This window comes from Vibrio sp. 1751 (genome assembly GCF_033339895.1).
Taxonomy (GTDB): domain Bacteria; phylum Pseudomonadota; class Gammaproteobacteria; order Enterobacterales; family Vibrionaceae; genus Vibrio; species Vibrio alginolyticus.
Map to the genome: position 1 here is coordinate 1 of NZ_JAWOVM010000025.1, position 14038 is coordinate 14038.

9 protein-coding genes and 1 pseudogene are annotated in these 14038 nt (G+C 47.4%); 3 read left to right on the forward strand and 7 right to left on the reverse strand.

The features are described 5' to 3' along the window. A pseudogene (locus tag R7041_RS10560) lies at positions 1-153 on the forward strand (M23 family peptidase); the annotation flags it as partial. A 14-nt stretch (positions 154-167) separates the two neighbouring features. Beyond that, a complete protein-coding gene (locus R7041_RS10565) occupies positions 168-509 on the forward strand; it encodes a polymer-forming cytoskeletal protein (RefSeq protein ID WP_318128624.1) in 342 nt (113 codons plus the stop codon). Positions 510-596: 87 nt separating this feature from the next. On the opposite strand, the gene R7041_RS10570 is transcribed toward R7041_RS10565, so the two are convergent. Continuing rightward, positions 597-3347 (reverse strand): M16 family metallopeptidase, encoded by a 2751-nt coding sequence (locus R7041_RS10570; protein WP_005374719.1) that lies wholly within the window; start codon positions 3345-3347, stop codon positions 597-599. Positions 3348-3711: 364 nt separating this feature from the next. On the opposite strand from R7041_RS10570, the gene R7041_RS10575 reads away from it, so the two are divergent. Then, positions 3712-5598, forward strand: coding sequence for a methyl-accepting chemotaxis protein (locus tag R7041_RS10575; RefSeq protein ID WP_005383451.1), 1887 nt, complete (start codon positions 3712-3714; stop codon positions 5596-5598). Positions 5599-5715: 117 nt separating this feature from the next. Here the strand turns inward: R7041_RS10575 and fecE are convergent, their stop codons facing one another. The 6 genes from fecE to R7041_RS10605 form a co-directional block, all read right to left on the reverse strand. Beyond that, positions 5716-6480 (reverse strand): Fe(3+) dicitrate ABC transporter ATP-binding protein FecE, encoded by a 765-nt coding sequence (gene fecE / locus R7041_RS10580; protein WP_213987579.1) that lies wholly within the window; start codon positions 6478-6480, stop codon positions 5716-5718. A 2-nt stretch (positions 6481-6482) separates the two neighbouring features. Next, entirely contained in the window at positions 6483-7454 is a 972-nt protein-coding gene (locus R7041_RS10585; protein ID WP_005383459.1) for a FecCD family ABC transporter permease, read from the reverse strand. Beyond that, positions 7451-8410 (reverse strand): FecCD family ABC transporter permease, encoded by a 960-nt coding sequence (locus R7041_RS10590; protein WP_373417389.1) that lies wholly within the window; start codon positions 8408-8410, stop codon positions 7451-7453. The genes R7041_RS10585 and R7041_RS10590 overlap by 4 nt, the downstream gene beginning before the upstream one ends. A gap of 74 nt (positions 8411-8484) precedes the next feature. Continuing rightward, the gene (locus tag R7041_RS10595) at positions 8485-9408 is read right to left on the reverse strand and encodes a Fe(3+) dicitrate ABC transporter substrate-binding protein FecB (protein WP_053308093.1); all 924 of its coding nucleotides are present in this window, start codon (positions 9406-9408) and stop codon (positions 8485-8487) included. Positions 9409-9509: 101 nt separating this feature from the next. Next, positions 9510-11648: a TonB-dependent siderophore vibrioferrin receptor PvuA gene (pvuA, locus tag R7041_RS10600; RefSeq protein ID WP_017634503.1), complete on the reverse strand. Its 2139-nt coding sequence runs from the start codon at positions 11646-11648 to the stop codon at positions 9510-9512. A gap of 120 nt (positions 11649-11768) precedes the next feature. Further along, entirely contained in the window at positions 11769-13805 is a 2037-nt protein-coding gene (locus R7041_RS10605; RefSeq protein WP_206949174.1) for a TonB-dependent receptor, read from the reverse strand. Positions 13806-14038: the final 233 nt, after the last annotated feature.

Sequence of the window (14038 nt, forward strand, 5' to 3'; positions counted from 1 at the left end):
GTCGATTGGAGCCTTAATGATTTCGAAGACATTTTTACTAAGGAGCGAAGAATACGATGGGAATCTTTAATCAAAACAGTGGAACAACGAGTAGCTCAGCAGCTTCAACTCTCATCGCCAAAGGCTGTTCTCTTAGCGGAGAACTCAAAGTAGAAAACGATGTCCAGATTGATGGCATCGTCGATGGTCAAATTAACGTGGAAGGCACTCTCGTTGTCGCAGAAAGCGGGCGAGTAAACGGTGAAATCTACGCTAAACAGCTGATCATTAATGGCATGATGGACGGAAACTGTCACGCAGAACACATTCAAGTGCTTGCCAAGGGACGCGTAAGCGGTAGGATCTGGAGCAATAACCTCAGCATTGAACCTGGTGGCAAATTCTTTGGTGAAGCAGCCGAATTACCTGAAAAGGAAGTGGTAACGTTAAAGGGTAAGGCTCAAGACAGTGCGATCACAAAAGAAAATAACACCAACAATGAAAAGCGACTTTCGCGTAAATCAGCATAAAAGCTTTGATTAAAGTGCTTAAAAAAGACGGCTTTCACGCCGTCTTTTTTATTACTATTGCCACGATTTTCGTCAGAAACTACGTGATTATTCGGCCGGATTTAAAACCATTACCGAGCGTTTTGCTTGTGGACCAAAAGCTGATTTTGCATGCGCTTTCACTTCATCTAACGTCACACTCTTAGCCACTTTCTCAACGTCAAGCAACACATCGACGCCGTAATCATGCACCAAATAACGAGTATATGCCCATGATCTCTGTGCTGGGTTGTCATCCAATCCTTGCATCGCGACTGCCAGTTGTTTCGCGGCCGTATCCACTTCTTTTTGGGTAATATTTGACGCTAAACCATCAAACACTTTGCCCAGTTTACTCTCTAAAAGTGCCACGTCTTCGGGCTCAACTTGAGACTCCAAGAGCCAATCAGAGATGGGTTCGCGATCTTGTGTCATGGTGTAAATGCTCGGGCTGTAATCAAGGCTAGACTCTTCTCGCACAATATCCAAAACACGTGCATTACTAATACGTTGCAAAATATCTTCGATAACCGTGTCTCTTGCCGTACGTTGGTAATCGCTCGTATTAGTCAAACGCATTACATACAACGATGAAGGTTCATGCCCATCCGCAACCACAGTTCGCTCCGGCACTTCCGGGTTAAACGCAACGTGATAATCAATCGAACGACTCGGTTTCATTTCAATAGAGGCCACATACTTACGCAAAAGTGGTGTAATTTCTTCCGGCTCTACGTTTGCAACAATAACCATCTTAAAACCATCATTGGTTTTGAAAAGTTGCTCATGCACCGCTAGTATCTGCTCGGAAGTCACTTGTTCAACATCATCACTGGACACTATACGATGACGACTACCCGGCAAATAAGAATTGCCGTTTGCTTTTTGAATCAGTTTTCCCATCGGTGATTCAAAAAAAGCGCCGCTCTGCTGTTTAAACTCTTGCTTCGCTGCCGCCATCTGGCGCTCGTCGACTTTAATCTCCGTCGCTAGGTTGTATAGTCCATTCAAAGCATCAGTTAGGTGCGTATTTGGCGCCGTAATTTGCGCTCCGTGACTGGTCGCATCAAGCATCGCGCCAAGCGCAATGTTGTTTTTGCGTAAGTAGCTATCTAGCTCTGAACCAGAAAATGCCCCTAACCCACTGCGTATTGCCGTTGTTGCTGCGATTTCATAAGCGGCATACAACGTCGGATCAACAGCGGCTTTACCACCTTGGCTCGCATAGTAAATATACGCTCGACCACCCGCTTTAGTATCTTTTTGGAACCACACTTCGACACCGTTTGATAGCGTATAGACTTGAAAACCACCCGCTTCCTGACGCATGCTCGTGATGCTGCCTTCCTGGGTAGGCTTTAAGAATCCATCCACTTTGTCATACATCTCTAGCGGTTTTTCGCCAGTTTGAAGATAGGCACTGTTTAGAGCGGCAAATACACCGTTGAACTGCTCTGACGTTTCGCTTTTCCCCAAACCAATAAAAAAGCTTGGCTGCTGAGATAATAAAGCCGTCAATTGTGTGTTAATGCTCTCTAAATTCTCGTTGTTGATGAATTCTGCCAAACTCTGGGCATAATTCTCTTTTGATTGGCTGACACTGTCTTGTCCAATTTGAAAAACACGTGCTTCTGCGTAACTGTTTGGCTTACGCTGACTCCAATCTGAATCAATATTTGCAAGTTCACCTTGCCAATTTGACATAACGCTATCTAACTCGGATTGAGTCGCACCATAATCTCTCAACGACGCTAAGGTACGAATGAAAGTCTGGTGCATTTGTTCGCGGCGATCTGGTGCAAACGAAATCCCTGCCGACATCATACGCTGATAGTTAGAGTAATAGGGCTCTGCATAAGCGTATTGAAAAGGTTCAGCGGCATCACTGAGTACACGGATCAAACGCTGTTGAATGAGTTGTGTTGCGACTTCATCACGCCACACTTCATGTTGTTGCTCAATCGTCGTGCCGCCACTTAGACCACGCTCAATCACTAAATGAAGACTTGGTGATTCCATCGTGTTACTTGGCAAGATTCTGTTTTCGTTGTTCACTCGAATATCACGGCGCTTCTCTATTACCGTATCCGAGGTACTTTCCCAGTTCGAGAACTTGCTTTTGATAATCTTGGACAGTGAATCTACGTCGATATTACCAGTCACAATCAACTCGGCATTTTGTGGCTGGTACCATTTGTCGTAAAACGCCTTTAACTTACTTGAGGAAGCATTTTGAATCGCTTCGCGAGTACCAATTGGGTCATGCTCACCATATATAGTGCCTTCAATCGAGGCTTGGTAAGCATGCATAGAAAAGGACTTATCATCCGGATTAGCACGTCGCCATTCACCGAGAATCACCCCTTTTTCTTTCTCTACTTGCTCAGGAGCAAACTCAAGCCCGTTACCGATATCTCTCATCCACTTCAGGGCATCTTCTAGCTTCGTATTATTCGCAAGGTCAAGTTGGTAAGACGTTTGCTGATAACTGGTAAAAGCGTTGATATCAGCGCCAAAGCTACCACCAGATTGCTCGAAAAGTTTGACAACGTCGTTACCGGTAAAATGCTCACTACCATTAAACGCCATATGCTCAACAAAGTGAGCGTAACCCTTTTGAGAGGATGTTTCTTGGAATGAGCCGATATTCATCACCAAACGGACCGAGACTTCTTGGTCTTCTGTTGGATAAAGATGGTATTTCATACCGTTCGATAACTGGTCCACGTGCCAGTTGGCGTCAGGTTGAATCGGCGTCGACTGTTGTATCAGAGCACACCCTGACACTAATAACGCGGGGACTAACAATATACTGCGCATAACGATTGCCCATAACAATGATTAAGCTAATCAATATATATCCGGTGCTATAACCTTCACATTTTTAATGGATTATCAAATACGCAAATGTGATAAAGATCATCATTTATTGAAATGAATTCTCATTTACAAAAATCGACAAATCCTTACTTTACAAATACATAAATAATATCGTCCCAAATCCTTTTGCTTATTTGATGTAAAACTCAAATTCGCGACATGGAGTCAGTATTTATTTTGAGCAATAAAATATAATTATTGAACAGATTCGAATCTGACTTTCTGCTGCATATTCAACAGCGCAGAGAGCACTGATGAGAATAAAAACACAACAACTATTATTCAAAGATCTATTATTCGCTTTATGTTCAAAAATCTATCATTAAAAAACAAACTGGCAATCTCTGCCAGTGCCGCCATCATTCTAGGGGGAGTGCTGGTAGAGGGGCTGTCTTTTCGAGATTCATTAAATAGGCTCGATGTCGAAGTCGCACAGCGACTAGAAAGCACTAGCGCATCTTACAATCAATACGTAAAGGACTGGCTACTCTCTAAAGAGCGCGCACTGACTTCACTCTCTTCTGATTCAGAGAAACGTTCTCTGGTTACACATTTGAAACAAGTCCGAGACTCTGGCGCGTTCGATAACGTTTTCCTCGCTTACCCGGACGGGTCACAAGACAACGCTAATGGGGTGGTTTTGCCACCAGGTAATAACGATCCTCGCAAGTGGGGCTGGTACACCAACGCCATTGCCAATCCATCGAAAGTCTTTATGGATAATCCGACCGTTGCTGCTGCAACTGGTGCGAATGTGGTGTCGCTCGGTAAAGCCCTGCAATTGCATGGTCAAACCGTCGTTCTGGGTGCTGACGTAGAGATCGGTGATATCCTGAACAGCCTCAACCAAGTGATCCTACCGGGTGAAGGTTATATGTTTATTGCCAATGAACAGGGCAATATTTTCACTCATAACAACGGTAAACTGCTGAATCAACCGGTTAGCAAGCTAGGCCTCAACAACAACGACATTACGTCAGCCGCACGTTCAGGTACAGAACGTCGCGTCTCTATTAACGGCATCGAATATGTGATTTACGCGCGCCACATAGAGGGTACCAAACTCACAACGGTCACAGTGTTAGATCAAAACTCGTTGGTTGCCCCACTTTACGATGCAGTTTGGGATCAAATCATCGCAACCACTATCGTCGTCGTTATCTGTGTGGCTTTGTTTAACCTGCTATGTAACATCTTGTTCCGTCCGCTCTACAATGTTTCGAATGCGCTTGCGCAAATCGCCAACGGTAGCGGCGATCTGACTCAACGCATCAAAGTAGAAAACCGTGACGAAGTTGGTGAACTGGCTGAAAACTTCAACCAGTTTGTTGAAAGTTTACAGCAGCTTATTGGTCATATTCGTCACCAAGCGGAAGAACTAAGCCAGCAATCAGAACTGAGCACGACTCGCGCGAATCAGTCGGTTTCTGATCTGAACCATCAGCAACAAGAAATCACTATGGTGGCGACCGCTGTGACCGAAATGGCATCGGCAACGCAAGAGATTGCCGCACATGCAGAGCAGACGGCTAAAGCCGCTCAAGACTCTTCAGCAAGCACACAAAATGGTCATGAGTTGGTGATCAACTCCAAATCGTCCATCAATAATTTGTCTTCTGAAGTCAACCAAGCGAGCGTTGTCATCGGTGAGCTCAACCAGCACGCGCAAGACATCTCAACCGTGCTATCAACGATTCGAGACATCGCAGAGCAAACCAACTTACTGGCTCTGAATGCGGCGATTGAAGCGGCGCGTGCAGGAGAGCAAGGTCGCGGTTTTGCCGTTGTTGCAGACGAGGTTCGCGTGCTATCACAACGCACACACACCTCAACCGAAGAGATTCGCTCGACGATCGAGACCTTGCAGCAAACCACACAACGCGCAGTGACCATCATGGATACAAGCTCTCAGCTCGCGCAAGGTTCGGTGGAAGATGCAGATCGCGCAGCACTGGCTCTGGATGAAATCAACGCGGCCGTTGCGCTGATCAGCGATATGGCAACGCAAATCGCGACCGCCGCCGAAGAGCAAACGCACGTAACCAATGAAATCACGCAAAATGTCACGTCCATTAAAGATGTGACCGATCACTTGGTAGTTGGTGCCGAAGAATCGATGAATCAATCTGCTGAGCTGAAATCGCAAGCTGAGGATCTCAACTCGAAAGTGGCGACGTTTAAACTGGCTTAAACGCCACATTAAGGACGCTCTTAAAAACAACAAACCCCGCTAGCAACTTTGTTACTAGCGGGGTTTGTTTTTATGGATCGACGTTTTTATTGCAGATAGCTTTCCAAAGACGTAAACCTACACCGCCACACACATCGGCGTGCCTGAGATTGGGTCATTAAATACTCTCGCTTGTAAATCAAACACCGATGACAACATGCCTTCTGTCATTACCTCTTGCGGTGTTCCCTGCGTGACTAACTGACCTTTTTCCAACACCACCAAATGATCGCAGTAACGGCACGCTTGGTTTAGATCGTGCAGCACTACGACCACTGTTTTGCCTTTGTCGTTCATCTGCCTCATGAGTTTCATCAGCTCAACTTGGTGAGAGAGATCCAAGTAAGTGGTTGGCTCATCAAGCATCACTACGTCGGTATCTTGCGCCATTACCATCGCAATCCACGCTCTTTGCCTTTGACCGCCAGACAACGATTCAACTGGCTTGTCAGCAAACTCAATCACGCCAGTATCTTGCATTGCTTGCTCGACCAAGGCTTTGTCTTGTTGACTTAACCTGCCCCAATGAGAGAGATAAGGCGAGCGGCCATATTCGACCAGTTTTCTGACGGTAATACCTTCAGGACTGACAAGAATCTGCGGCAGCAAAGACAACGAACGCGCCAAGCGTTTATCACCGTAGCTGCTTAGTGATTTGTCGTTATACAACACTTGGCCAGAAGCAGGTTTATTGATGCGTACCAAGGTTTTTAATAGTGTCGATTTACCGCAACCATTTGGGCCAACAAGCGCGGTAATTTTACCTTGAGGAATCGACAAAGAGAGATCTGGAATGATGGTCTGTTTGCCGTACGCGACGGATAAGTTCTGCGTTCGTAACATGCTTACCAACCTCTATAACGATACAAAAGAAAAATGAAATATGGTGCGCCAATAACAGATGTCAGCACTCCCGCTGGTAGCTCAATTGGTGGCTGTAAGCCTCTCGCTAAACCATCGGCGCAAATCACCAACAAAGCGCCAAGGGTTGCAGCGGCTGGAATCAACAACTTGTGGTTGTGGCCAAACAGCAAACGCGCAAGATGCGGCGCAAGCAGGCCAACAAAGCTGATCGTGCCTGCCACAGACACACTGATACTCGCCAATAGCACGGCAGCAATCAACGCAAGAATTTGGATCTGTCTTGGTTTCGTGCCAAGTGTAGTGGCGCTTTCTTCTCCCAGTCCCATAACATCTAGCCGCCAAGCCAGCCAAAACGCCAATGGTAGTAGCAGCAATAGAGCACTCCAAATAAACGGCACTTGTTGCCAATTTCGTCCCCACAAACTGCCGGTTAGCCATACCATCGCCGTGTTGATTTCGATAGGGTGCACAATCAGAAGAAAATCGATACCGCTGGCTAAAAATGCGCTGACAGCAACACCAATCAGCGCCAAACGTGCTGGTGTTGGTTTCGACCAGTAAGCCAGCACAGCAATAAAGCCAGCAGCAAGCAAGCCTCCCGCCATGGCGACCATCGGCAACATTGCCACTGGCGCATTCGGATACAGCACCAAACAAGCGGTAGCGGCCAGTCCTGCTCCGGCGCTTATCCCCATTAAATCTGGTGAGGCAAGTGGATTACGGATGACGCCTTGAACTAAAACGCCTGACAGCCCCAACCCAGCGCCCACGCCAATGGCGAGCAACATTCTCGGTAATCGATATTGGTGAATCACAAAGTCCGAGTCAGAGAAAGAAAACAGCAATGCAAAAACCTGTTGAGCCGACATGTTCGCCGCGCCAACAAACAGCGTGAGAGAAGACGCAATCAGCAACAATCCAACTAATGCAAACAGTTTGGTTTGATTCATCATGATGATTTCCTCATTGCAATCGCGATAAAGCAAGGTGTGCCCAACAGCGCGGTAATCACGCCCACTGGCGTTTCAGCCGGAAAGGCAATCGCGCGTGATAAAGCATCTGACCACGTGACCAATGCCGCGCCACACAAGGCGGAAACCGGAATGAGAATGTGATAGTTGTGACCAACAATCGGGCGTACCAAGTGCGGCACTAACAACCCGACAAAGCCAATTGGTCCAGCAATCGCTACGCTAGTTCCTGCCAACAGCACAACCGCTAAACCACTGATTAATCGCGTAAGACGAATGTTACCACCCAACCCGACAGCAACTTCGTCCCCCAACGCGAGTAAATTTAAGTTTCGCGCTAAGCCCATGGCGAGCACCAAACCTAAAGTCGCAAAAGGCCACAGTTGCTGCCACTGCTCAGAATCTACCGCGGAGAGTGAACCCGTTAACCAATGCAACACGCTGTAAGCCATGTCATCCGCCAAAATTACCGACGCACGAGTTAACCCTATCAGCAGTGCACTGATGGCAATGCCCGCTAGCACTAAACGCAATGGGTGAGAACGCGCGGAGAAAAAACCGCCCAACAACATGACCGCACCACCACTTAGTAGCGCGCCGAGTACTGCGTTGATGATTGGGTTCAATTGACTAAAGAATGGTACGCCGATGGACGCCAAGGCCATAAAACACGCCGCACCTGCATTAATGCCGAGAATGGATGGCGACGCCAAAGGGTTACGAGTCAATCCTTGCATCAGCACTCCGGATACCGCAAGCGAAGCGCCAATTAATAACCCAGCATAGGTACGAGGCGCACGCAGCGTCGCGAGGATTTGATGCAGCATATTGCCCTCATCAAACGCAAACCAATAGCTTGTCAGATCATTAACGCTCAAAGAAAAGTTGGACCAGCCAATCATTGAGGCTGCATAGCCTGAGAGCGTACACAACGCCATAGCACAGACAAACAAGCTCGCTTTCCAATGCGATTTGCTAACCGAAGACGCGCTTTCCGAGCTTATCGCCGCACTCATGAGCGCTCCAATAACGCTTCAAGATTGCGGGCAATTTCTTCCGCAGCCAACATGCCGCGATTTAACGACCACAGTTCAGGAGATACCTCAACAAGTTGCTGTTTTTTCGCAGCGGTTAGCAGCTTAAATAATGGGTTTTTGCGCCACTCATCCACAATATTTGGTTGAGAGTAAAGTCCAACTAACAACCAATCAGGGTTGGTTCTTAGTAAAAGTTCGAAACTGGTTGGGATATACGCTTTTTGCTCAGATGGAGCCAGCGGGCTTTGGATGCCCAGCGTACTCAAAACGCCCCCAGCGTAAGAAACCGGGCTATGCAGCCACATCCCTTTGTCAGAAACCACACCAAACTGAATGGTTTCTTGTGTCGCAAAATGCTGTTTGAACTCTGCCATTGTCTGTTTGTGCTGCTCAATTCGTTGTGTCATTTTCGCTTGCTTGCCAATCGCAACCCCGATTTTCTGTGCAGATTCGAGGTTTTCTTTATACGTCTCTCCACGGCTTTTTAACAGCAAGGTTGGCGCAATTCGCTGCAAATCTTGATAAATCGCGCGATGACGTTCGGCATCGGCAATGATCAAATCCGGCTTGAGCACCGCAATCGCCTCTAAACTCGGTTGTGAACGCATGCCGACCGATTGCCAAGGTTCAATCTTGGCGCGAACAGCAGGGATGACTCGTGTGGCATCGTTGTCATCGGCGACGCCTACAGGTGAGACATCGACTGCCGCTAATGCATCGACAAACGAAAATTCTAAAACCACAATACGTTGAGGTATCGCTTCTAGCTCAAAAGTGCCTTGCTCATCTTGCACGCTGCGCACCTGAGCACTTGCGGAAAATGACATAAAAACTGAGCTCAACAGCATCAGCAAAACGGTTGAAAAGTGTTTGATCGTAAATTGTTTTTTATTTTTCATCTTGCTTTTTTCCAGTGCTAAGTGTTTTCCAGTACCTAAGATCGGCAAAGTCGCCAAGGTAAATTGGCGACTTTTCTTTTCAAACTCGGTGAACGAAACGCTTAAAACTGATAGTTCAGATCCAGTGTGTAAGAGCGTCCCGGAGCTGGGTACCGACCAACTGGGCTGGTATCAATCCCACGGAAGTAATACTCCTCGTCAAACAAGTTGTTTACTGCAACATTCATGCGTAACTTGCCTTTGTCGTCTTTGTATAAATCCGTACCTAAGTTGAAGTTCCACACCATGTAAGAGGGCACTTTGCCCGTTGCACCTGTTGCGTCTTCGGCACTGGTGTTGGCGTTATCGGTATACGAATCACTGAAGTAGAAGCCCGATAGCGTGGTGTCCATGCCGTAAAACGCGTAGGTCGCATCCCAACCAAGTTGATGTTTAGAGGTGTAAGGCAGCTGGTTACCTTTATTCGCACCCTCTTCTTCAAGCGTGGCATCGAGGTAGTTGTAACTTGCGCCCAAGCTCAGAGCAGGTAGAACTTCAGGCACGTAACGAGCAGAAAGTTCTAAACCTTGGTGAAGTGTTTTTCCGATGTTATCGAAGGTCTGCGTTGAGCTTTGCCATTGCAGTTGGTCTTCAAAATCGATGCGATAAAGTGCAGCGTTAAAACTGGTCGCATCTTGGGTGTAACGCGCGCCGACTTCGTAGTTCCAAGCCAGTTCGCTCCCTTCTTCACCCAAGCCTCGGATGTAGGCAATTTGTGGCGCACGAAGTGATTTTTGCGCGTTCGCATACGTCACCCACTGATCAGTTAAGTTGTATGCCACCGTCAAACCTGGCAACCATTCCGTCACGGTGTTGTCTGCTGTTTGTTTTTTACCACGATCGGTAAACGTCATTCGAACCGACTCAACACGCAACCCAGGCGTTACCTTCAATGTATCATTGAACAAACCAATTTCGTTGCTAACGTATCCAGCAAACGCGTCCGTATCTAGATGCCAATCACGCGGAACGCTGGTTGCACCACCGGCGATTGGAGTCTGAGTGAGTTTGTAGTCAATGTCTTCATTAACATAACGGGTACCCACGATCCAGTTTTGAGTAACGGATTTACCTTCGCCAAAGTACATCGCCATTTTTGGCTCTATACCATACACGGTAAATTCACGTGGAGAGGTACGAACGTCCGTCGCTGGCAGAGCCGGATCCGCCCAATGGCCACCCGCGCTGTTAAAGCCCCACTTGAAAAGACGCTCTGACTTATGGCCAAACGTTAGCACTTCTAGCTCGGCACTGTCGGCAAATGGCAAATCGTGGATGTACTTAACACTCCAGCGCGTCGACTTACCTTCATAATCATCGTAAGGACGTTTCGATTGGTGACGATCTTGCTCGTAATCTTGTGGCGAAAGTGCGCCCGGCATTTGCGTTTCAGCATCGTAACGTTGCAGGAATGCTTGAATCTCTTGAGTGTCACTCAGTAGCCACTGTGCTTTGGCTTGGAAGTTCTTCACGTCCGTATCGGAATGTTCACGGAAGCTTTCACCTTTTAGGAAGTTACCTTCCAACTGTAGTGCAAATGTGTCGCTTAACCAGCCGCCCGTGCGTAGGTAAAAATCATTCAGCGGCGCATCACCGCCATCAAACACGGTAAGGCGGTTACTGATTTCAGTTTGCCACGTGTGTGGAATCGGTTTGGTCACTAAGTTGATCACACCACCGACGTTGTTTGGGCCGTACTGTACTGCGGCACCACCGCGTACAATGTCAATACGATCAAGCATCGACAGTGTTGCTGGGAAGATAGACTGACCAGTGTGACCATATGGCGCAAGTGTTAGCGGTACACCATCCATCAAGAACTGAGCATGACCACTACGGCTTGCTTTCAAACCACGTACGGAAATGTTAGGCAATACGCCCGTTCCGCTTTCATCCTGAACTTTAATACCCGGCACGCGCTGTAGCGCGTTATCAATCGAGCCTGCGGCGGTTTTCTCGATTTGATCGCGGGTAATGACGGTACGAGCACCTGGGTACTCTTTGACGTCTTCAATTTCAGATTTACCAATCACGCTACCAGTGACAACGACGGTTTCCATCGCGGTAGTTTGTTCTTTTTTAGCAGGAGCGGCAACCGCGCTCATGGATGTGGCAGAAGCGATTGCAATCGCAAGCACACTGTAAGTGGTAGACAAACCAGCACGTACACGCACTTTACCATCCAAATTCTGGTAAGACATTAAGATCTCCTTTGCGAGAAATTGAGCCTCGGGCAGAATACATCCCGTAGGCTCTAGGGGCTAAACATCCTCAATATGAGGAAAAAATCGGCTAACAGGCGCTAACTACGCACAAAAAGCCTAGAACTGATATCCGTAGCTGAGCATAAACTCGGCTGGTGCGCCGTAGCCAATCTGGTTTAAGCCAGACGTGCCGTTTGTTGCGCCAAGAATGTATTTCTCATCCAAAATGTTGTAAGCGTTCGCTTGGATTTTATGACGACCAGTGGTGTACGCCGCCATCAAATCCACCGTTGTGTAATCGCCAAGTGCGACAGCTTCGTCGTTACCTGCGTAACGGTCGCCCACGTACTTCACACCACCGCCTAAACGCCAGTTGTCATTCAATTGGTAAGTGCTCCAAAGAGAGAACAAGTGGTCTGATACATCGTTCGGCTTTTTGCCTGTGGCTTTGTCTTCCGCGTCCAAGTAGCTGTAACCCACAGAGATGTCCCACTGTTTGGTGATTTGACCGCGAGCCTCTAATTCAATACCTTGGTGACGCACTTCAATTTTATCGATCACATCGCCGTCCACGTTAGTTTGTGGTTGCTCTTGATCAATCTGGAACAGTGCCGCATTCAACATTAATGCGTTATCCAAAAGGTACGCTTTCGCACCCACCTCTTTTAAGTCGGTGTGGAAGAATTCCGCCAATTTTGGATTGATGTAGATACCAGCGTACGGTAACTGCCAAGAGCGCGCTAAACTGGCGTATACGGATGTGTCGGAATTGATGCGGTATACCAAACCAGCACGGTAGCTGACTTTGTCATCATCCAATTTTTCCTTATCTGAGCCCGCTTTTTGTTGTTCGAGCTCCATCGAGTCGTAACGCACGTTACCGATCAAAGAAAGGTCGCCCCACGTATAGACGTCTTGCACATACAAACCTGTCGTGGTGGTGGTATTGTCACGAAATGGCTTAAAGCCCGGTTCAGGCGTTGGACCAACGACTGGGTCGTAGATATTTTGCGGAGGAAGCGTTTTGTCACTTGCCAACGTTAGGTCGATATCGATCTGGTTGAAATCTGCACCCACCATCAATTGATTGTCCCTGGTTTCCCAAACCAACTCAGATTGTAAAGTGGTCGTAGTACGTGGATCGTAACCAAAGTTGTTGACGGTTTGAGACACTTCATTACCCGTCACTTTGCCCTGACGCGTGCCTTTTTGCTCAAGTTCGATATGGTTGAATGCCGCTCGGTTGTTCCATACCCATTGATCATTCAGACGCCATTCGTAATCCACCGCAATACGGAGACTGTCTGACTCCTGATAGTCGTTTGTGCCGCCAAAGTAAGTGCTTACTGGCAAATCAACTGGCTTGCCATTTTTTGATGGCACACCACGATACGGCACTAGTTCTTGATGGGCGTATTCCACGTCAACATCAATGGTGTGACCTTCCGCTGGTAACACACGAATGGTCGGTGCAATGAAGAAATCGTTTGAATCAACATGATCAACGTACGAGTCGGCTTGACGGTATTCCAAGTTAATACGCCCGTTGACCTTATCTGTAAACGCCATTGAGCTGTCGACCTGACCGACATACTGGTTGTTGCTACCTACACTGCCGTTTACGTGAGTAAAATTCTCACCGTTAGCGCGTTTCGTCACCAAGTTGATGATGCCCCCAGCCGAGCCACGGCCATACAAAGCGCCCGCAGGGCCTTTCACAATTTCAACGCGTTCAACATTCGCTAAGCTGCGGTAAGACTGCAACGTACCGTCATCTCGCAAGCCATCACGGTACATATCGTTGAGTGAATCAAAACCACGTATCATGAACTGATCGCGGCTGCCTTCGCCCAAGGTGTTATTGACCCCGGCTACCCCATCTAGCGCATCCACTAAGCGCACCGCGCCTCGGTCTTGCATTTCTGTTTTCGTTACTACGGATACCGCTTGTGGCACATCAAGCCATTCCACATCGGTTTTGGTGCCTGATTGAGGCATGTATTCAGCATAACCTTCGTACTGATGACCGAAGACTTGAATCGTTTCAGTTGCTGATGGGGTTGAGTTCGTCTCTTCTGAAGCCACTGCGCTTGGTGCTACTAATGAAGAACCAATCGCGACCGCCAAGGGGGTCAGGGTCAATAATTTATTCATTCCATAATTCCGTTTAGTTGTTATAAAGCCAACGGATGGAAATAAGAACAAATATTATTTCTATTTGCAATATTAATTTTATGCTCTATATTTATTTACCCTAAAAACACAACTAACAACAAAAAAAACCAAATATCATAACAATAAACACTAAAACTTCTGCCCTCCGTCTCGAGAGAGGCACATTGGAAGACGACCGTGAGCGACTTTATCAACGTTAGAAGAAAATGTTA

What these genes read in the sequence shown, in the direction of transcription:
- R7041_RS10570 (WP_005374719.1), bottom strand. Translation starts at nt 3,347, where the DNA reads ATGCGCAGTATATTGTTAGTCCCCGCGTTATTAGTGTCAGGGTGTGCT.
- R7041_RS10575 (WP_005383451.1), top strand. Translation starts at nt 3,712, where the DNA reads ATGTTCAAAAATCTATCATTAAAAAACAAACTGGCAATCTCTGCCAGT.
- fecE (WP_213987579.1), bottom strand. Translation starts at nt 6,480, where the DNA reads ATGTTACGAACGCAGAACTTATCCGTCGCGTACGGCAAACAGACCATC.
- R7041_RS10585 (WP_005383459.1), bottom strand. Translation starts at nt 7,454, where the DNA reads ATGATGAATCAAACCAAACTGTTTGCATTAGTTGGATTGTTGCTGATT.
- R7041_RS10590 (WP_373417389.1), bottom strand. Translation starts at nt 8,410, where the DNA reads ATGGCGTTGTGTACGCTCTCAGGCTATGCAGCCTCAATGATTGGCTGG.
- R7041_RS10595 (WP_053308093.1), bottom strand. Translation starts at nt 9,408, where the DNA reads ATGAAAAATAAAAAACAATTTACGATCAAACACTTTTCAACCGTTTTG.
- pvuA (WP_017634503.1), bottom strand. Translation starts at nt 11,648, where the DNA reads ATGTCTTACCAGAATTTGGATGGTAAAGTGCGTGTACGTGCTGGTTTG.
- R7041_RS10605 (WP_206949174.1), bottom strand. Translation starts at nt 13,805, where the DNA reads ATGAATAAATTATTGACCCTGACCCCCTTGGCGGTCGCGATTGGTTCT.